The following is an 18,387-nucleotide window of genomic DNA, read 5'->3' on the forward strand; positions in this document are numbered from 1 at the left end:
TTGGCGTGGCCGTTCTCCCGATTCGCATCTTGGGCGATCCTGTTCTGCACGCGCCCGCGGCGCCCGTCGAAGAGATCACCGACGAGATCCGCACGCTGGTCGCCGACATGTTCGAGACGATGGACGCGGCGCCGGGCGTCGGCCTCGCCGCCCCGCAGGTGGGCGTGGGGCTCCGCATCTACACGTACTCGTATCCCGACGACGAGGGTGACGCGTGGCGCGGCGTCGTCATCAACCCCGAGTTGTGGATGCATCCGCTCGAGCCCGGGCAGCCCGATCCCGACGACGAGTCGGAGGGATGCCTGTCGTTCCCCGGCGAGCGGTTCCCGCTGCGGCGCTCCGACCGAGTCCTCGTGACCGGCATCGACGTCGACGGCGAGCCTGTCCGCATCGAGGTCGACGGCTGGCGGGCGCGCATCATGCAGCATGAGTTCGACCACCTCGACGGCATCCTCTACGTCGACCGCTTGAGCGACAGTGACTGGAAGACCACGCAGAAGGTCGCGCGCAAGCGCGGGTGGGGTCGTCCTGGTCAGTCGTGGATGCCGGGCGTCGACGACCTCGAGGCGTGAGGCGGCGCATCCGTCACCGTCGACCGGTCGTGCGAAGGGCTCGTCACGCCGGCACGACCGGCTGCCGCAGGATCGTGCGCAGCTTCGACGGCTCCACGCGGCGCGCGTCGCTGAGGTAGATCTCGTGGTGGATGCCCGTCATCCGCAGTCCGCGCGACGGGATGAACTCGTCGTGCATCCGCTCGAGAACCGGTCCCTCGTCGTCGTAGGACCCGATGTGCAGCGTCTGCACGCAGAGCCCCTCGGCAAGCGTCCCGACCCGCAGCCGGTCGAGCAGCGGGGCCTGGGCTGCCTGCTGCTTCGCGCGTGACACGAGCTCGTCGCCGACGCCGTCGGGGACGAGGATCATCGCCGTCCAGGTCCACTGCGACTTGTCGCGCGCGGACGTGAATGCCGCCTTGTCGGCCGCGTCCCACAGCGCTTCGAGGGGCGGGACGACGTAGTCGCGGCCGAGCTCGCGCTTGCTCAGGAACTTCAGCCTGTACGCCACCGGGTAGAGGGTCGCCAGCGCGTCGCGATACTCGGTCGACGTGTTCGGATCGCCCGCGCCGTCGATCATGAGGTAACGCAGCGGCGGAACCTCGACGAGGTCGAACACGCCCGCGCGCGAACGGTACGACGGCAGCTCCTTCTTCGGATCGGACTTCACCACCGCACCAGCCTGGCCCACACCGCCGACATGGGCGGGGCACCGTCCCTCTCCCCTGGTTCGCAGGAGGGCGAGACGGATGCCTCAACCTCAGCCGACTGCGCGACCGTGGTGCAGGGACTTGTCGGTGGCTCCCCCACTTGGACTCGAACCAAGAACCTATCGGTTTCCAATCAGGTGAATTGATCTACGCGAACTTCGGCGGTATGTGAGAGTCCTTTAATCTGTGCCATGACCAACGACGCTCTACTCTCACAGTTCGAACTCTGGATGCTCTCAACCGACCGCCTCGACGGCACGATTCAGCTGCGGATGCGGCACGCGCGCGAGCTGGCCCGCACGGTCCACCTGCGCACGGTGAGCGCCGAGCAGCTCGAGGCAGAGCTCGCCCGCCGCCGTACCCTCGCGCCCGAGACGCGGAAGTCGATCCTCGCGTCGTGGCACCTGCTGTTCAGGTGGGCTCACCGGCGAGGCATCCGCAGGGACGACCCGACCGCCGACCTACCCTCGATCCGAGTCCGCCAGCGCGTGCCGCGGGTGGCGCCCGACGACGACATCGAGGCCGCATTGCTCACGGCCTCGACGCGCGACCGCGCGCTCGTCATGCTCGCCCGGTACGGGTGCCTCCGGCTGACCGAGCTCACGACGCTGCACACGAGCGCTCGCGAGGGTGACCGGTTGCGGATCAGAGGCAAGGGCGACAAGGAACGCATCGTGTACGCGAACGAGCCGTTGCTGTTCGCGCTGCATGCGCTCGAGCGGGAGCAGGGGCCGGGCTATTACTTCCCCGGCCGAGCCGGTGAGCATATGCACCCGATGAGCGTCAACAAGATCATCACGCGCGTCACAGGGTGGAATCCGCACAGTCTGCGGCATGCGGGCGCGACGGCCGCGTACAACGCGACCGGCGACCTCCGAGGCGTTCAGGAGATGCTCGGGCACGCCTCGCTCGCGACGACACAGCGGTATCTGCACCTGGACGACGACGCGCGGCGACGGATCGCCGAGGCGACGGTGATCCGTGCGCGCGTGTGGATCGCGGCCTAGGATCGCCGCATGGACGAATTCATGCTCTCGCTCATCGTGTGGGTCGTCGGCGCGGCCGTGAGCATCGTGCTGCTGTACTGGATCGTTCGGCTCGCGGTGCGCCACGCGCTCGCCGAGCGCACGCCTAGGGCTCGGCCCTCCGAGGCGGTGCCGAGCCACATGGACGCGGACGGGATCTAGAGGCGCGTCGGGTTTGCGAGTGCGAGCGTCGAGACGAGCACTGCCGACGCGCCGGCGATGTTCGCGCCGAGCGTCGGGTCGTATCCCTGCACGATGATCGCCGCGGCACCGCCGAGCGCGCCCACGCTGTAGGCGATGCGACGCGCCCACAGCGGGAGGATGCTCGGGTCAGATGCCGCGACGAGCTCGGTGATGGGCTGCTCGAGCGAGCTCGCATCGTCGGGGATCGCCCCGGCCGCGGCCAGACGTGCGCGCCGCTCGGCGCGCGTGTTCGGATTGGTCATCGTCTGTGTCCTTTCAGGTGGGTTTCGACTCGTACAAGCCGGGTGTGGTTGAGCGTCACGGCGCCTATCACGCCGGCGACCGCAACCGCGAGCCCCCCGACGATGCGATAGAGCGTGCGGAACCATCCGCGAGTTTCGTGGTGCCGCTCGTCGAGCTCTTCGCGAAGGTTCCGCGGGTGGTCGTTCTCGACCTGAGCGCGCGTCGCCTGCGTGTCTCTGCGGATGCGGGGCGCGATGATCGCGGTCACGATCGCGGCGACGATCGCCGCGACGGCCGCGATGAGCGCCGCGCTGATCTGCGCGACCTCGCTCGTGACATCGATGCCGCCGATCATGCGTCGGGGATGCGCGCCAGGTCGGCCGCGGTCACGACGTTGCGCGCGTAAGGCACCTTCTCACCGGCCGCGGCATATGCCGCTTTGATCACGGTCCACTCGACATTGGTGATGCCGCGCTTGCGGCCGTCCTTGAGCTCGTAGACGGTACTGCCGTCCTTGGGCTTGGTGAAGATGCGAGCCATGGGGTCGTCCTCCTGTTCTGGTGGCTTGGGCGTGGGCACTACCGGCTGGGCGCCGCCGCCGGCAGACGACGGTGGTCGGACGCGCGCCGCGAACCATTCGGTCGGGTTCTCGGTCGTGTATGCGCCGCCCGCCCAGTAGCGGATTTCGACGTGATCACAGGGGCCGGTCGCGTTGCCGGTGAAGCCCATCCGGCCGAGTGTCTGGCCCTCGAGCACCGTCTGACCTTTGCGCACGGCGATCGCGCCGACGTGGAATCGGCAGACGGTGACGGTGCGGCCCGATAGCGGGTCGCGCGAGTCGACGACGATCGCGTTGCCGGCCGCGCTGTTCAGCCAGCCGGCATGCGTCACGGTGCCGGGCAGAACGGACTTGAGCTCGTCGTATCCGACGAAATCGGTGCCGTAGTGGAACGAGAACGCGCCGCCTCGCCGTGGCCCGTAGGGCGAGGCGACGATGGGAGCGGTGGTGCCGCCGTGAGGATACCGAGTCATGATGCGGCCTCGAGACGCTCGAGGCGCGCCTCGAGCTCGGCGTTGCGCGCGTGCAGCCGCCCGACTGCCGCCATGAGGTAGCTGATCACGTCGAACGAGTCCGGTCGCCCCTCGGCGTCGTAGACGACGAACGCCTCGGTCGTCGGGTTCGCTGCCAAGTCCTCTGCGATCGGGCCGTAGCGCGGCGTCTCGCGCGCGTCGCCGTTCATCACGTAGCGCGCGATCGGAACCTCGAGCACGTCGGGCAGGTTCGGCTCGCGATCGATGTCGTGCTTGTACCGTTCCGACGATGCGCCGCGCGAGACGCGGCCGTCGTTGTTGATATAGCCAACCGTGTAGTCGCTGGTCGCCGGCGTCGACGACGGCACGAACACGTGACCGCCCGAGACGACGAGACTGCCGTTGATCGTGCCGCCGGTCGTCGGCAGACGCGCGCTCACGGCGCCGTCGACGTACTGCTTGTTCGCGGTATGCAGGGGTGCGGTCGGGTCGACGCACGCGAGCTTGCCGGTCGAGTTGTAGCGCGGCAGTTTGTTCGCGCCGAGGATCGGGTCTGTGTAGGTGTCGAGCTTGTCGACGGTGAGCGGCAGAGAGAGGCCGAGGTTGAGGCGTGCGCCCTCGGCGGTGGTCGCGCCGGTGCCGCCACGATCGAGGCCGAGAACCGCGGCCGTGCGGCGCGCGATCTCGTCGAGCACATAGTTGATCCATGCATCGAGGTCGGCCGCGGCCTCGCCGCCGGTCATGACCTCGAGGCCGGCAAGCGCGGCGTCGACTCCGATGTTGGGATCGTCGGGATCGAATGGCATTTTGGTCCCCCTTTACAGGTCGTTCACGGTGCCGACGAGAGCGTCGACGGTGCCGAGCAGAGCGTCGACGCTGCCCTCGATCAGATCTGACGTGCGGCTTGCCACGTCCATGCGGTCAGTTGCGAGGTCGAACGCGACCCGCGACGTGCGGCCAAGCTGCACCGGCGCGCCCTCGAGCGTGAACCGCGCGGGCTGCTCGGCGTGCGTGCGCCAGTCGGCGACGAGCGTCACGGTGACCTCTCGGCCGCGGCCTTGCGCCCGTCTGACGGCGTATTCGGATCGGCCGGGGCCGACGTATGCGGCATCCACGACGACGCGGTTCACGACGGTCGGCGGGCTGTTGAGCTCGTAGTAGTCGACCTGATCGGGCAGGACGCGGGCGGGGTCGCGGTAGATCGTCGCCTGTGCGTCGCACCATAGCCCGCGATCGAGGTCGATCACGTCCTCGCCCTCGATCATGTTCACGCCCTCGCGGACGCTGAGCGTGCCGGGCGCGCTGTAGTTCTCGCCGCGCAACGTCCAGCGCCGCTCACCGTCACAGACGAGCCGTAGGCCGGCGGCTTGCACGAGCGGATGCAGGAAGTCGAGAGCCGAGTCGCCGGCGCGCCACACGAGCGCCTCGGGTCGCCGCTCGACGAACGGCACGCGGACGCTCGGCGAGGCGTGCGCGGTGTCCCCCGACCACTCGTACGAGTAGTTCGCGTCGTCGGGCTGCGCGCCGTCGAAGTAGGGCACCGCCCGGTCGCCTTCATGGAACATGAGCGCATCGCAATATGAGAATTCGCCGACGGCGTTGCCGAACGAGCGAATATGCAAGGTCGCCGAGCGGGCACCCGCGGGCGCCTCCGCGATCTGCTCGAACCGTTCCCATTCCGTCGTCGATCCGACGACGGGCCCGAACACATCGCGGATCGTGGCGCCGCCGGCGTCGACGAACCGAATCATCGGCTGGTAGTCCTTGTTCAACCCACCCTTGCCGGCGAGCACCCACCCGCTGAAAACGTGCCGTTCGCCGGCGCGCACCGGATAGCTCGTCGTGCCCGAGATGTACGCGGTCGCCGCCGAGGCCGTCCAACGGAACGTAGCCACGCCCGAGACGGTCGGCGGGACGGCGCCGGTAATCCGCGAGACGGCAGACGTGCCAGTGCCGGCGCCCCAACCGGTCGTATTGACCTCGGCCGAGGGGTTGGTGATCAGGTTGGTGACCTCCCAGTACGGCGTAACGTCTGCGTCGGCGTCGGGAGTCGCCTCGAGCGCGGCGCCAGGGATCACCGCGGCGAGCACATTGTTGATCACGTCTCGGAGCGAGCCGGCGAGGTCGAACAGGTCGACATCGGCGCCGGCGCGGAACGTCTCGAGCAGCGCCTCGTCGGACGCGAGAGTGACGCGACCGAACGCGCCGCGGCCGTGCCGGATCGGCCGCGACCTGAGCGACAGATCGAACGTGCGCGTCTGCGTCGTCGTCGGGAACGTCGCCGTCACGTCGAGCCGCACGCGAGCCGCTTGCCGCGGATCGAGCACGAGCTGCAGAGCCTCGTCGGGCAGAGCGATGTCGACGTTCGCCTCGACGTGCGGCGCGCGGCCGTCGTCGAGCACGATCCTGCCGGCGCGGCGGATGCCGAGCGGGTACTCGTCCTCGCCGACGACGAGCGTCGCGGTGTACTCGTGCGCTGATCCGGTCACGATTGGACCTCGCGGAACGGCACAAACACGGTCGTCTCGCCGGCGAGGCCGGGCTCGAGCAACACCCGCTCGCCCTCGGGGATCACGAACTGCATGCCCACGCCCGGCCGCGCGGTCGACGAGAGCGTCAGCGCCTGAGGCTTGGTCAGCGCCGCCATGGCGGCATCCGCGTCCGTCGCGCTCGCGAACACGAGCCGGAACGAGCCGACGCGCAGATCGAACGGCCGCAACGTGTAATCGACGTTCTCGCTGTTGCTGATCGGGTGCACGATCGTGCCGGCGGTGCGCTCGGCGCGGTACTCGGCGAACGAGTCTGGAGTGATCGTGCCGGCGTCGTGCGTGATCGTCGTCGTGCTGCTCATTGCCACGCCCTGCCCTGACCCGGTCGCATGTTGACGGTGATGCCCTGCGCGGCGCGGTTCTGCACGGTGCGCCACCAGTTCTCGAAGCCGGCGTTGTTCATCTGCACGCCGATCGTGATGGTGCGGTCCTTGATCTGGTTCACGATGTCGCGCACGCGCGCCGAGTTGTCGACGGCATCGCCCATCGCGTCACGGTAAGCTTCGGCCTTCGACGCGGCGGTGCCCGTGTCCCGCTGAATCTGCGCAATCCATTCCGTCTGCTCCCCGAACTTCGCGTTGACCGCATCGACGGCGGTCGCCTGCTCGCTGATGCTCCCGCCGGCCTCACGGATCTTCTCGAGTTCGTCGTCGCGCTGCTTGACGTAGGCGGCGTGCACCTCGGATATCGCCAGCTGGTCGCCGGCCATGGCCCGCAGCACCGTGCCGATTTCGACGCCGGTGTCCTTCACGCGCTGCTGGGCATCCGCCCACTTGCCGGCGTCACCCTGAATCTCGCGGATCGCCTCACCGACGAACTCTTCGGTGACGAACGTGCGACCGCTCTCGGTGAAGTCGTCGTACATCGCCTTGACGCGCGCCTCGGAGTCCTCGGCCGCCTGATGCCACGCCGCGAAGAACGCCGCGGCCGTCGCGCCGAGGATCGCGACAGGAATGCCGATGCCGGGTGTGAGCGAGGACGCGAGCCCGCCGGTGAGACCCTGCACACCCTCGGCCATTTGCGAGAGGTCGCCGTCGAACGACGACGCCACTTCTGAGAGGTTCTGCACGGCCTCGTCGCGGAAGCCCTTCATGTTCTCGCCCGCGTCGACCTTGAACCGGCCCGCCGCGTCACCGGCCGAGCGGTACGAGTCGCGATACTCGCGCTCGATCGCGCGCGCCGTGCGCTCCGTCTCATCCTTGAGGTTCTCCGTTGTGCGCTGCGCGGTGCGCAGCTCGCGCTCGAGCTCATCGGGACCGCGTGAGCGGCCGAGCTCGTCGAGCGCCTTCTCGGCGTCCTCGAGCGGGTCGATGATGCCCCGCTCGACGCCCATCTTGAACGCCTTCGTCTCGGAGTTGATGACGATGCTGATGTCGCCGGCGGCCACTACCTGCCCACCTTCTCTCTGAGCTCGTGCACGGTGCGAATCGTGGTCTGCACGACGAGCGACGCCATGCGCGGGATCACCTCACGCGCGGCCGGGAATACGACGTAGCCGCCGCGGCGGGGCGGGTTGAACCGGGTGCCGAGACGACGAGTGTGCGCGCGCACAGGGTGCCCCTTGCGGGAGTGCGCGGGAACCCGCTGCTGCTTGTTCGGCGACGCGCCGAACGCGACAGCATGCGAGAGCTGCGAGGTCGGGGTGCCCGACGACAGCCGCCCGCCGCCGCCGGCGCGCAGCGTGACCGACAGGCCGGAGACGCCGACGCGGCTGGTTCCCGCGAGCACGCGCTGTTGGAGGCGTGAGAGCGCGTGCTCGCGGGTCGTCTCCTGCCACACCGGCTCGGCGATCCGCTTGGTGTGGCTCGTGATCTGCTTGCGCACCTCGGGCTCGAGCCCCCGGAACGCGAGCCAGACGGTGCGCAGCGGGGAGTCGATCAGCAGCGAGATGCGACCGACGCCGGCCATGATCAGACCGGGTACGTCGTCTGGGGCTTGCCGTTGGCCTGCAACTGCTTCGCCCACAGCGCCGGCGAGTTCGCGGTGCCGCCCTTGTTGACGGCCGCGCACACGACGGTTCCGACGTGGGTCGCGCCCGAGGGCTCGGTGATCGTCGCCTCGACCTCTTCGCCCTCGTGCGCGTCGAGGTACGCGCTGAGGCTGTTGGCGGTCGACCAGTCCTGGCATCCGGCAAGGTCGAGGATCCACGACGATTCGCCGCCGAAGTTCACGGCCTTGCCGCTGAGGTCGACGTACTGCCCGGTGGGCTGGGTGGGCACGTACTCGGCCTTGCTCAGATGCGCGGTGAATGAGTCCTCGCCGAGCGTGAATGTGGCCTTGAACAGATGCGGGTTTGCTGCGATCTCAGGCATCGCCGGTCTCCTTTGCGGTGATCACGGTGAGCTCGATAGCCCACCCGAGGTAGGTGTCGTGAACAGATGTCTTGCGTGCGTTTCGGAACTCGAGCCGGTCGTCGGTGTCGAGGTCGGTGATGAGCTCGAGCACCGGCACGTCGAGCGCATCCTCGGCTTTCGAGTAGTCGGTCAGGTGAGACAGCACCGTCACGACGACCGTGCTCTGCACGTGCCCGAACGGCGACACCTCGAGCGGGTCGATGCCCGTGTGCTCGATGAACAGCGTCGGCCGCGCGAGCGTGTCGACCTGCTTCACGGTGTGTGGCTTCACCGTCCACTCGTCGGAGACGAACGGGGCGAGCATGGCGGCGACCTGCGCGCGGACGCTAGAGGACATGGGGCTTCCCGTCGATCGGGCGGATGATCGACTTGATCGTCCGGTCGAGCGGTCGCGGTGTGAAGGTGAAAGCGCCGTCGCCGAGGTTCCCGTCGCTGGACACGCGGCCCGCGTTCCACAGGTTCACGGCCTGTTGCAGCTGCGCGTACACGTAGCGGCGCGGCGGGTCCGTCAGGTCGTCGAGCTCGAGCACGGCGAGCACGTCGACGAGCTTGTGCGTGAGCCCGAACCGCTCGAGCACGGCCGCGACCGCGGCCTCGGCCGTACCCGGATCGGGAGCGTAGACAACGACCTGTTCCCGGGCGACCTCGAGCAGCATCTCGCACGTCTCGGGCCGGTCGAGCGGCGCATCCGGCCACTCGCCCAACAGGCGACCCTGGGCGGCCTCCTGTTCCTCGGGTGTTCCCCCCGTGGTGGTGTACCACTCGGTCATTGCCTACGCTCCCTGGGCCGATCAGACGTCGGCGGTGCCGACGAGCACGAACGCCTCGGGACGCTTCACGAACGTCTGCAGGTATCCGTGCACGGCCTTGTCGATGCCGCCCTTCGCGATGTCGACCGCATCGATGAGCAGCGGCCCGCCGGCGGGCTCGTCGAAGTCGATGCCGCCCTTCGCGCCGACGAGAACCGCGGCGGTGTCCTCGATGCCGACATCGCCGTTGACGACGGTGATTCCGCCGTCGACGGTCCCCTGCCCGCTCGTCGAGAGCGCGATGTTGACGAACGCGGGCAGGTTCTGCTCGCCGCCCGCGGCGTAGATCAGCTCTTCGAACGCGGCGTCGTTCGCGATCGCGAACGTGGGCACGTCGCGGCGACCGTCCGCCTTGCGCTTGCGCACGGCCAGGATGCCCTGGATGAGCTGCCCGAGCGCGTCGGGGTAGTTGGTCGGGAACGCGGCCGTGTTCGGCGCGACCGGCGCGCCCGCCGTCTCGACGATGTACTCGAGCGCGGTCTCGTCGGACCAGACGAGGTGGTCCTCGACGATCAGCGCGAGGAACGCGGCGACCGCCTCGGCGCCGCCGGGCAGGTCGTAGAACGCGCGCGCGATGTCCTCGGCGATCGCGAACTGGTCGAGCACCGACTCGTGCGTCGTGGTGAAGCCCTTGTAGCTCTTCACCTCGCTCTTGTTGCCGGTGTAGGTGCCGTCGAAGTTGCCGGTGACCGGCGCGCCCGCGGTGCCTCGCTTGACCTTGAAGCCCTTCTTGCCGCCGAGCGAGATGTCGGTGCCGTGGTTGCAGAGGCCGATGTACTCGCGCGAGTAGGGCACGCCCTGCGCGATGAGTCCGACCCAGTTGGGCTGGACCACGCCGGCGCTCGTGAGCGGGGTCGCACCGCCGGGCGTGATGTCCTCGAGCGCGGCGAGCACGGTGTGCACGTCGGGCAGAGAGGCCAGCACGGCCTCGGCCGCGTCGCGGTCGGCCTTCGGCGTCATCTTGTTCTTCATCGTCGCGATCGACGCGAAGATCGTGGCGAGCGACGGTCCACGCTCGAGCGTGCGCGCCGGCGCGTTGGCCTCGGTCACGGGGACTGCCCCGGCCTCGACGGTGGTCGTCTCTTCGGTGGGCATGGCCCCCTCCTGTTCTCCTTCGGTTTCCTCGACGACGGTCGTCGTCGAGGTCGTCTCGCGGCCGTTCTCGGTCGCGGTCGTCGCGGTCGTCGTCTCTTCGACGCGCCGCCACGTCACGCCGTTCTCGTCCGTGTACTCGGTGACGTAGCGGCTCGAGCTCTTCGACTCGTCGGTGTCAGCGGCGAGCACCATCGCGGACGGGAACGCGCCGGCCGGGACTGCCCCGGCGCCCCACAGTCGTCCGCTGCCGGGGACCGCCTTGCCCGCCTTGATCGCGGTGTGGAACTCGCCCGACAGGCACTTGCGCTTGGGGGTCGCGCTCGCGACGTCGGCGAGGTAGGCGTCGCCCTCGGGCGTGTTCGCGATCGCGAAGGTGGCCATGATCCCGACCGGCTCTTCCCACACGCGGGATGCCCGGCCGATGTTCTGCGAGCGGTCGTGGTCGAGGTTCAGGCTGATCACGGCCGGGTCGGATGGGAGCGCCAGCGCGCCCGCCTCGACCATGAACCGGCCGGCGTTGGTGTGCCCGAGCTCGTTGAACGGTACGAGCAGCCCGGTCACGGTGCGCTCGTCGAGGTTCGCGAGAACCTCGCCGCCTTCGTATTCGATCAGATCGGGGTCCATGATCAGTCCTCGCTTGCCTCGGGGTCGGTCGGATTGGGAGCCGCCAGGAATCGGGAGGTGTCGACGCGGATGTATTCGCCGGGCGGGCACACATCGTCGAGCGACAGACGCCCCTCCCACGAGCTCGAGTACTTGTCGAGCCCGTAGTCCCACAGCTCGTTGCGGCCCGCGCCGTTCGCGACGCCGCTGTAGCGCATCTCGGTTCCGCCGCCGCCGCCGCCCTGCCGCACGCCCTCGACCATCGACGCGGGCAGACCTGCGTGGTTCGCCATGTCCAGGCGGTTCGCGTTGCGGCCGGACTCGAACAGATCAGCGGGCACCGCGCCGCTGTAGTTCGGCTTGACCCACTCGGGCCGCATCGCCGTCGCACCGTTCTCGGCCTTGCGGCCCGCGATCCACAGCTGCCTGAACTCCTCGCGCTCTTCCTTCGACCACGCATCCCAGCGCTCCCCGGTCAGCTCGAGGTCGGTCTGCGGAATCGGATTCTTGATGCGGTCGCGGTAGGCGGCGGCAATCTCCTGCGCATCGCGGATCGTGTCGGCCGCGTCGATGAGCATGCCGTTGGTGCCATACCCGAGCGGGATCACGACGACGCGCTGACGATACTCGGCGGGGATCGAGGTCGACACGCGGATCTTGTCACCGTCGAGTCGCCACATGGTGCCGAACGGCAGATGCATCGCGTCGACCGGATACCTACCGGCGTCGTCCAGCTTGAACCCGATGGCGGCGATGCCGTGCGCGAACTGATCCGCCGCGACGCCCCATCGCAGATGCCGCGGCGAGACGCCGCTCTTGGATGACACGAGCCAGCTCGGCTGCTCGGCGAGTCGCTGCCCGCCCGCCGCGTACTGAACCCACGGCATCCGCGACAGCACACCGCACACGACCTCGAAGGATCGCTTGTACGCGGGCACCTTCATCGCCGCGGCGTGATCGAGGATCGACTGCTTCGCGTCGGCGAGGTGAGCCTTGAGGTCGTCGGGGATGAACACGGTCTGCACGCTGTCTTGCGGGCTCATCCACGTGAGCAGCTGCGGAGCCGGCATGGATGCCGCGGGGCCGAGTAGCCAATCGCCGAGGGAACGCCAGATGCTCACGGCGGAAACCGTAGCATGCACGGCGTGCATGATCTTGCACCCACCGAGCGGCCCCGGCGTGTCGTCAGAACTGCACGGCGTCCTTCGGGCTCACGGTGCGCGGCTGGTCGTCGAGGAAATGCAGCGCCAGGGATGCCGCCTCGAGCGCGCAGATGTCGGCCTCGGGGTCGGACTTGGGCGCGCCGAACCGCCACGATCCGTAGTTGCCGAACGACTGCCGCGTTGCGATCTGCACCGCGTCGCTGAGCACGTCCTGCCGGAAGTGCACGACGGTCCCGGCCTCGAGCTCCTGCATGAACCGGACGGCGGCGAGCGGAATGTCGCGCGTCTTGGTCGGGTGCAGGTCGGGCCGGATCGGCACCTTCTCGATCTTCCGAGCGATGATCGCGGTGTGCCCGTAGTCGTCGTACACGAGACGCTTGCGCCGCATCTTGAGCAGCACGTCTCGGTCGAATCCCTCGGTGCCGCGCTGATGCAGCCACACCGCGACCGCCCGGCGGCGGGGACGCTCGGCCTCGCCGGCGAGCTCGAGCGCGTTGGTCACGAGGTCGGCGGGCTCGTCGTAGTCGAACGCGACGGCGAGAGCAGCGTGCGTGCCGAGGTGGTGCACCTTCATCGCGGCCGAGAACCTGTCGGGCATCGGCACGTCGGCGATGTCGATATCGACGGCGGCGCGCTCCCACCATGCCGGCGGGATCACCGAGTCGGCGTTGCCTTCGAGGCCGAACTGCCCGCCGTACTCGAGCAGGAACTTGTCGCGCGGGAAGCTGTCGTAGCTGCGCTTCACCGCCTCGATCGGCGTCGTGTAGCCGACGCCCGGATGCGACATCTCGATGAGCTCGCGCATGCGCCCGCGCGGATGCTCGGGTGTCGGCTCCCACGACTCGTACTCGGCGGGGTCGGTTGTCTCGGGGATGCCGTGCCACGCGACCGCCGCGTCGGGGTTGTTCAGCGCCTTCCACAGAATGTTGCCGGTGCGGTACTTCGTGCCGGTCCCGGCGATGATGAACTGCGCGCCGGGCTTGGTGTCCATGGTCGGGATCACCGCGACCTCGACATCTTCGCTCTGCTCGACGTCGGCCTCGCCGCCCTCGTCGCCGAACGCCGCGTCGAACCCGCCCGACCGGAACCCATCGCCGTTCGGCGTGTACACGTTGAGGTAGCTGCCGGTCTGTGTGAAGTGCAGATGCTCGGTGCCCTTGCCCACGTTGATCTTGATGGGGCTCTTGCGCGGGTCGGGGTAGAGCCGCTCGAGGTGCGTCACGATGTCCTTGCGGAACCGCTCGCCGGCCTTCGCGCCGGTCGTGAACATCGTCCACCCGACGTTGTAGTCCTCGCGGTGGTAGCAGCGCCCGACGAGCACGGCCTGTATCGCGGTCGTCTTGGTCGCGCGGCGGGGCTCGTCGATGGCATTGAGGAATCGGCCGGCGGCGAGCACGTCGGCGATGAGCAGCTGGATCGGCGACGGGCCGGTGCCGCCGTCGCCCGCGCGCATCCGGTGGTCGAGGCGGAGCAGCCGCGCGCCCTCGATGAACTCGCCGCGAGACTGCTCGGTCGTGACGAGCTCGGTCAGGCGGATCGCGTGGAACCGCTCGGCGTGCGACCGCCACTCGAGCCAGTTGGCCTCGGACCACAGATCAGAGAGCGTCGGCGTCACCATTCCCTCGGCTCCTCGAGAGTTGCGATCGCCGCCGCTTCGCCGCGGCTGAATCCGAGCGACCGGAGAAACGCGGCGCGGCTCGCCCATCGCATGCAGCGGACGCATGACCGGCCGCGGTTGCGATCGTGGCGGCGGCGGCCGAGCCACGTGCGCGGCTCGCGATACAGGAAACATGCCGGGTCGGTGGTGAGGTGTCGGGCGTTCATCTGAACCTCCAGTTCAGGGGAAGGGATGGCTGTAGAGCCGAAGGCGGGGGTGACACGAGCGACCAAAAAAGACCGGCCACGCGCCAGTTCAACAGCCCGCGCGATCGGCGAGGCGGCGGCGGCATCCGGCGTCGAGCGTTGGTCATCGCCGCGCCGAGCTGCCCGCCGGCCGACCGGTTGCCTCGGCACGTCGTGCTCTTGCGCCGATGCTCGGGGGCCAGGTTCTCGAGGCCCGGCCCGCCGCTCGGGTCGAGGTGGCCGACGTCGAACTGCTCGGCCGGATCGATCGGGCGGCGGCACCGCCAGCAGATCACGTCATCGCCGAGGCGTCGGGCTCGAGCGACCTGAGCGCGCACGATGCGAGCGTTGCGCACGTACTCGGGATCGCGATGCTTGGCGGTCATGCTGCACCGCCCGGTCTAGGTGGTCCAACTGGATCGCTACTCTCTACTCTTTCTCTCTCTGCGTAATGGGTTGAGAAGTAGTTGGACCGCTTGGACCACCCGCCCCCCCCCCACTGGGATCGAGGTTGGACCACGCCTGGACCGCACCTGGACCACTCACCTGGACCACAGGCCACTAGTGGCCGAAGGCTCGTATCTTCATGGGGTGCGGGGTGTGCGAGGTTGGACCGCGGCCGCACCTGGACCGCGCTGCTTGGACCGCTGAGGCTCATGCGTCGGAGCTCCCGAGGATGACGCCGATGCCGTCGTAGTGCCACGTGCGGGCGAGGCCGACGCGGGGACGCGACTTGGTGATCCCGACGCCCTTGAGGCGCACGCCGAACGGGCCGGAGGCGAGCGCCGAGTAGCCGTTGCGGCGGCACCAGTTGGAGTACTTGCGGTACACGTCGGCGCAGGGGCTCGACTGGTCGGCCTCGACGAACACGTGTTCGTCGTCGTCGAGCCAGAGCATGAACGGGTCGGCGTCGTTGTGCAGCCGCTCGGTAGCCTCGCGGGCCGCGTCGGGCGGCGCGAACTTCCCGCGCGCCATGAGCCGGCGTAGCCCGTCCATCGCGAGGTTGAAGATGCCCGGTATGTCGTCGAGTAGCACCTGCTCGTCGAACGCGCCGAGCTCGTCGACGCGCCGGTTGAACTCGATGACCTCCCAGCGACGTCGCCAACCGATCGAGCTGTCAGAGGTGCGGAAGTACTCGTTGGATGCGAACACCGGGACCGCGTAGGGCACGAACTCGAACGACTGCCCGAACTTGCGGGATGCGCTGATCGAGTCGCCACCGGTGATTTCCTTGAGCACCTGCGGATCGGACAGGAACCGGCTCGAGAGGTCGCCCGAGATGTTCGCGATCTTGCCGTACAGGCCGCTCGTGGCGAACCGGTCGTCGACGAGCTGGTGCAGCGACACGCTCGAGTAGTTCTCGCGGCCGAGCATCGCGCGCAGCAGCCGCATGAGCGTGCCCTTGCCGTTCCCGCCCTCACCGTGGAAGAGGATGATCTTCTGCAGCGGGTTGCCGGTCATGAGCAGGTAGCCGATGACCTCCCACATGTGGCGGATGAGCTCGGGATCGTCGCCGAGCACCTGCTCGAGCCATTCCCGGAAGGCGTGCGGGATCGCTTGCGGGTCGTGCACGATCGGGAGCTTGGTGAGCGCGCCGAGCGCGGGCGTGTGAGGCTCGAGTGTGTCGTCGGTCCACCAGTAGATGCCGTTGGCGAGCACGATGTAGTCGAGCCGGCCGCGTGGGAGGTCTGGCAGACCGACCTCCGGCACCTCGACGTTGAGCAGGTGCGCGGCGACCTGTCCCTCGACCGTCTTGGAGTAGCGGGCGCCGAGCTCGCGCGCGACACGCTTGGTCACGATGTTCTCGTCGCGCACGAATACGCCGTCGCGGTACTCGTAGAGCTCGGAGTCGACGCCTCGGCCGAGCGGCGTCGGCTCGACCGCGATGTGCGCGGCGAGCAGGGTCGTGTCGAGCCGCCCGGTGTCAGGGTCGATGTACGCGGCCGTCATACGTACTCCCCCGGCACCACCGTGCGACCGTCGAACGTGACGCCGAACGCGGTCGCGGGCTCGGGCACACGGATCGTCATGTGATGCCGGTGCCAATCCGGGTTGCAGTCCCAGGCGTGCTCAGTCCAGCCGGTGCCGCTGCACATGCGGCAGGGCGCACCTCTGTAGTCGACGAGCTCGTCGGTCCACGGGTCGCGGACGCTCGTCCTCCCGGAGCCGATGCACGAGACGCAATACCCGCAACGGGCGATCCGACCCATGCCGTCGACGTAGGCCCCGTAGACGTCGCTCCACGTCAACGGGGCACGCCCAGACTCGCGGCATCCGTGGGTCGCGGTGTCCCGGTCGGGATGCTTGCACGACCACCTGCGCGCCTCGGGAACGATCTCGGCCACGTCGGGCAGGGTCCACTCGTCGCCGAGCAGCTCGAGCAGATCACTCATCGTCGAACCCTTCGAGCATGCGACGCACGCGCTCGCGGCCGTCCGCGATCCACATGCCGATGACGGTCGCCCACAGGATCACGATGAGCGGAATCGCGATGGGCAGCGGGATCTCGTCGGGATTCATGCGAGCACCATCACGAGCGCGACGAGCGAGGATGCCGCGATGAACGCGGCGATCGAGGCCGCGATCTGCCAGGCGTCGGGCCGCTCACGGCGATAGCGCATCTTCTCGTCTTCAGGGCGGTACATCACGACTCCCGTCCGGTCGGTTCGTGGGCCAGCTCACTCACGCGCACGATGTGCGTCGGGTCGTGTTGTTCGTTGTGCTGTTCCGCGTCGATGACGGCCTCCATCGTCGGGGCCGAGTAGTACCCGACCGGATAGGTTGGGCCGTGCCAGTTGATGCCCGATTCGCCGACTGTGCATTCGTCGCACCAAGCGGTGTATCCGGTCGTCTTGCGGGGCTTGTCGAGCTTGATCCCGAGCGTGTCGACATAGACCTCGACGCGCGATTCGGTGACGTTCGCGGGCATCACTGCTCCCTATCTGTCGATGCCCGGCGCACGTTGGGCTCGGTCATGATCGTCGAGAAGAGGCGCGCGTATCCCTCGGCCGCGGGACCATCGGCGAGCGAGAGCGCGAGCGTGCCGAGCGCGCGCCGGGCATCCTCGATCCACATGCGGCCGGCCTCGTCGTCGCGGTTGCGCTCGTACTCGAACTGCGCGTTGGTGATCGCGAACAGCGCGGCCTCGAGCTCGCGCCATTGCAGCTGCCGCACGGCATCCGGCGCGTCGGGCGCGGGGTCGGGGCTCGTCGGGATCAGTGCGTCGAGGCCGCGGCGTCGAGCCGGCGTGCGGCCGATCAGGTCTGCATCGAAGTATCGGTAGTTGGTCATGATGCTCTTGCCTCCTGCACGGCGGCATCGAGCGCCGCCCATCGTTCAGCGGTCTGGTTGCGGGCGGTCTGCGCGTCGTAGTCGTCGAGGATTTCGCGGATGCGTGCCGCGTGTTCCTGCGGCGCGACGGCGCGCCAGTACCAGTAATTGAGGTCTGCCTCGAGCTGCTCGAGCCGGGCGCGCACGACGGCCGCGCCGGCGTGGAACCCGTCGCGCCAGAGGTCGGCGAGCACCGGCGGGAGCTCGTGCGGTTGCGCGCGCCCCTCGATCACGTCGAGGGCGGTCGGGCGGCTCATGACTCGTCGCCCCACGACTCGCCGCGTGCGAGGATCGCCTCGACGGCCTGAGAGTCGAACCGGCGATGCCCGGACGGGAGCCGCCGAGGCTCGAGCACGCCGGCGGCGACGTAGCGGTTGAGCGTGCTGCGGGATATGCCGAGAGCCTCCATTGCCTCGGCGGGCGTGAGCGACGTTGCGTCACGCGGCGATCTATGCACGTCGTGGATAGCCATGCCAGGCACCGTAACATGCATGTAGTGCATACCGTGCCAATTTGCGCCAAGTAATTGCAGGTTGACACGGTTTGGCATAGTCTGCCGCCATGAGCAACGTCGTGAAGATGCCCGAGCGCCGCCCGGTGAATCAGCGTGTCGGCCTCAACGTGAGCCTCATCATGATGATGAGAGGCAAGACGCAGCTCGAGCTCGCGCGCGTGCTCGGCGTCACCCAGTCATCGGCGAGTCGGCGACTCAGCGGGCTCTCGCCATGGACCCCGGATGAGCTCGAGGCGACCGCCGCGTTTCTGAAAGTCTCGGTCGGTCGCCTCTTCGAAGAGCTCCCCCACTTGGACTCGAACCAAGAACCTATCGGTTAACAGCCGATTGCTCTGCCAATTGAGCTATGGAGGAATGTGCGCCGCTCACCGCGGGCAACCAGAC

Annotated in this window: 28 protein-coding genes and 1 tRNA gene; 4 read left to right on the forward strand and 25 right to left on the reverse strand. The window is 68.6% G+C overall.

Going from position 1 to position 18,387, the window contains the following annotated elements; translation table 11 throughout:
- Positions 1-5: 5 nt before the first annotated feature.
- The gene (gene def, locus BJ991_RS12645; RefSeq protein ID WP_179490516.1) at positions 6-572 is read left to right on the forward strand and encodes a peptide deformylase; all 567 of its coding nucleotides are present in this window, start codon (positions 6-8) and stop codon (positions 570-572) included.
- A gap of 43 nt (positions 573-615) precedes the next feature.
- On the opposite strand, the gene BJ991_RS12650 is transcribed toward def, so the two are convergent.
- Entirely contained in the window at positions 616-1,221 is a 606-nt protein-coding gene (locus tag BJ991_RS12650) for a GyrI-like domain-containing protein (RefSeq protein ID WP_179492776.1), read from the reverse strand.
- A 231-nt stretch (positions 1,222-1,452) separates the two neighbouring features.
- On the opposite strand from BJ991_RS12650, the gene BJ991_RS12655 reads away from it, so the two are divergent.
- Positions 1,453-2,268 carry a tyrosine-type recombinase/integrase gene (locus BJ991_RS12655; RefSeq protein ID WP_179490518.1) on the forward strand — a complete coding sequence of 272 codons (816 nt, stop codon included), beginning with the start codon at positions 1,453-1,455 and terminating at the stop codon, positions 2,266-2,268.
- 9 nt (positions 2,269-2,277) lie between these two features.
- On the forward strand, positions 2,278-2,448 hold the full coding sequence (locus BJ991_RS12660; protein WP_179490520.1) for a hypothetical protein: 171 nt from the start codon (positions 2,278-2,280) through the stop codon (positions 2,446-2,448).
- Here BJ991_RS12660 and BJ991_RS12665 read toward each other — a convergent pair.
- From BJ991_RS12665 to BJ991_RS12765, 23 genes are all read right to left on the reverse strand, one after another.
- Complete coding sequence (locus BJ991_RS12665; protein WP_179490522.1) at positions 2,445-2,732, reverse strand: hypothetical protein; 288 nt, start codon at positions 2,730-2,732, stop codon at positions 2,445-2,447. The two genes, BJ991_RS12660 and BJ991_RS12665, sit on opposite strands and share 4 nt — an antisense overlap.
- On the reverse strand, positions 2,729-3,067 hold the full coding sequence (locus BJ991_RS12670) for a hypothetical protein (protein WP_179490524.1): 339 nt from the start codon (positions 3,065-3,067) through the stop codon (positions 2,729-2,731). Before BJ991_RS12670 ends, BJ991_RS12665 begins: the two co-directional genes overlap by 4 nt.
- Positions 3,064-3,744: a M23 family metallopeptidase gene (locus tag BJ991_RS12675; protein WP_179490527.1), complete on the reverse strand. Its 681-nt coding sequence runs from the start codon at positions 3,742-3,744 to the stop codon at positions 3,064-3,066. Before BJ991_RS12675 ends, BJ991_RS12670 begins: the two co-directional genes overlap by 4 nt.
- A complete protein-coding gene (locus tag BJ991_RS12680; RefSeq protein ID WP_179490529.1) occupies positions 3,741-4,550 on the reverse strand; it encodes a hypothetical protein in 810 nt (269 codons plus the stop codon). The genes BJ991_RS12675 and BJ991_RS12680 overlap by 4 nt, the downstream gene beginning before the upstream one ends.
- Positions 4,551-4,562: 12 nt before the next feature.
- A complete protein-coding gene (locus BJ991_RS12685) occupies positions 4,563-6,233 on the reverse strand; it encodes a hypothetical protein (RefSeq protein WP_179490531.1) in 1,671 nt (556 codons plus the stop codon).
- Entirely contained in the window at positions 6,230-6,595 is a 366-nt protein-coding gene (locus BJ991_RS12690) for a hypothetical protein (RefSeq protein WP_179490533.1), read from the reverse strand. The genes BJ991_RS12685 and BJ991_RS12690 overlap by 4 nt, the downstream gene beginning before the upstream one ends.
- A complete protein-coding gene (locus tag BJ991_RS12695) occupies positions 6,592-7,680 on the reverse strand; it encodes a hypothetical protein (protein WP_179490535.1) in 1,089 nt (362 codons plus the stop codon). Before BJ991_RS12695 ends, BJ991_RS12690 begins: the two co-directional genes overlap by 4 nt.
- Positions 7,680-8,201, reverse strand: a complete 522-nt coding sequence (locus BJ991_RS12700; RefSeq protein WP_179490537.1) for a hypothetical protein — start codon at positions 8,199-8,201, stop codon at positions 7,680-7,682. Before BJ991_RS12700 ends, BJ991_RS12695 begins: the two co-directional genes overlap by 1 nt.
- A gap of 2 nt (positions 8,202-8,203) precedes the next feature.
- On the reverse strand, positions 8,204-8,605 hold the full coding sequence (locus BJ991_RS12705) for a hypothetical protein (RefSeq protein ID WP_179490539.1): 402 nt from the start codon (positions 8,603-8,605) through the stop codon (positions 8,204-8,206).
- Complete coding sequence (locus tag BJ991_RS12710) at positions 8,598-8,984, reverse strand: hypothetical protein (RefSeq protein ID WP_179490541.1); 387 nt, start codon at positions 8,982-8,984, stop codon at positions 8,598-8,600. The genes BJ991_RS12705 and BJ991_RS12710 overlap by 8 nt, the downstream gene beginning before the upstream one ends.
- On the reverse strand, positions 8,974-9,417 hold the full coding sequence (locus BJ991_RS12715; protein WP_179490542.1) for a hypothetical protein: 444 nt from the start codon (positions 9,415-9,417) through the stop codon (positions 8,974-8,976). Before BJ991_RS12715 ends, BJ991_RS12710 begins: the two co-directional genes overlap by 11 nt.
- Positions 9,418-9,438: 21 nt before the next feature.
- Positions 9,439-11,175, reverse strand: a complete 1,737-nt coding sequence (locus tag BJ991_RS12720) for an HK97 family phage prohead protease (RefSeq protein ID WP_179490544.1) — start codon at positions 11,173-11,175, stop codon at positions 9,439-9,441.
- Between the two features lie 2 nt (positions 11,176-11,177).
- Entirely contained in the window at positions 11,178-12,275 is a 1,098-nt protein-coding gene (locus BJ991_RS12725; protein ID WP_179490546.1) for a hypothetical protein, read from the reverse strand.
- A 64-nt stretch (positions 12,276-12,339) separates the two neighbouring features.
- Positions 12,340-13,935 carry a hypothetical protein gene (locus BJ991_RS12730; protein WP_179490548.1) on the reverse strand — a complete coding sequence of 532 codons (1,596 nt, stop codon included), beginning with the start codon at positions 13,933-13,935 and terminating at the stop codon, positions 12,340-12,342.
- A 202-nt stretch (positions 13,936-14,137) separates the two neighbouring features.
- Entirely contained in the window at positions 14,138-14,545 is a 408-nt protein-coding gene (locus BJ991_RS12735) for a hypothetical protein (protein WP_179490551.1), read from the reverse strand.
- Positions 14,546-14,813: 268 nt separating this feature from the next.
- The gene (locus tag BJ991_RS12740; protein ID WP_179490553.1) at positions 14,814-16,109 is read right to left on the reverse strand and encodes a DNA primase family protein; all 1,296 of its coding nucleotides are present in this window, start codon (positions 16,107-16,109) and stop codon (positions 14,814-14,816) included.
- Positions 16,106-16,552: a hypothetical protein gene (locus BJ991_RS12745; protein WP_179490555.1), complete on the reverse strand. Its 447-nt coding sequence runs from the start codon at positions 16,550-16,552 to the stop codon at positions 16,106-16,108. Before BJ991_RS12745 ends, BJ991_RS12740 begins: the two co-directional genes overlap by 4 nt.
- Positions 16,545-16,679 carry a hypothetical protein gene (locus BJ991_RS18665; protein WP_281363929.1) on the reverse strand — a complete coding sequence of 45 codons (135 nt, stop codon included), beginning with the start codon at positions 16,677-16,679 and terminating at the stop codon, positions 16,545-16,547. Before BJ991_RS18665 ends, BJ991_RS12745 begins: the two co-directional genes overlap by 8 nt.
- Positions 16,676-16,804: a hypothetical protein gene (locus tag BJ991_RS18670; RefSeq protein ID WP_281363930.1), complete on the reverse strand. Its 129-nt coding sequence runs from the start codon at positions 16,802-16,804 to the stop codon at positions 16,676-16,678. Before BJ991_RS18670 ends, BJ991_RS18665 begins: the two co-directional genes overlap by 4 nt.
- The gene (locus tag BJ991_RS12750; RefSeq protein ID WP_179490557.1) at positions 16,804-17,088 is read right to left on the reverse strand and encodes a hypothetical protein; all 285 of its coding nucleotides are present in this window, start codon (positions 17,086-17,088) and stop codon (positions 16,804-16,806) included. The genes BJ991_RS18670 and BJ991_RS12750 overlap by 1 nt, the downstream gene beginning before the upstream one ends.
- Positions 17,088-17,450, reverse strand: coding sequence for a hypothetical protein (locus BJ991_RS12755; protein ID WP_179490559.1), 363 nt, complete (start codon positions 17,448-17,450; stop codon positions 17,088-17,090). The genes BJ991_RS12750 and BJ991_RS12755 overlap by 1 nt, the downstream gene beginning before the upstream one ends.
- Complete coding sequence (locus BJ991_RS12760) at positions 17,447-17,746, reverse strand: hypothetical protein (RefSeq protein ID WP_179490561.1); 300 nt, start codon at positions 17,744-17,746, stop codon at positions 17,447-17,449. Before BJ991_RS12760 ends, BJ991_RS12755 begins: the two co-directional genes overlap by 4 nt.
- Positions 17,743-17,961: a MerR family transcriptional regulator gene (locus BJ991_RS12765; RefSeq protein WP_179490563.1), complete on the reverse strand. Its 219-nt coding sequence runs from the start codon at positions 17,959-17,961 to the stop codon at positions 17,743-17,745. The genes BJ991_RS12760 and BJ991_RS12765 overlap by 4 nt, the downstream gene beginning before the upstream one ends.
- A 167-nt stretch (positions 17,962-18,128) precedes the next feature.
- Between BJ991_RS12765 and BJ991_RS18935 the strand changes: the two genes are divergently transcribed.
- Complete coding sequence (locus BJ991_RS18935) at positions 18,129-18,323, forward strand: helix-turn-helix domain-containing protein (RefSeq protein ID WP_425487548.1); 195 nt, start codon at positions 18,129-18,131, stop codon at positions 18,321-18,323.
- On the opposite strand, the gene BJ991_RS12775 is transcribed toward BJ991_RS18935, so the two are convergent.
- Positions 18,285-18,357 (reverse strand) — tRNA-Asn (locus BJ991_RS12775). The two genes, BJ991_RS18935 and BJ991_RS12775, sit on opposite strands and share 39 nt — an antisense overlap.
- Positions 18,358-18,387: the final 30 nt, after the last annotated feature.

Source organism: Microbacterium immunditiarum (genome assembly GCF_013409785.1).
GTDB lineage: Bacteria > Actinomycetota > Actinomycetes > Actinomycetales > Microbacteriaceae > Microbacterium > Microbacterium immunditiarum.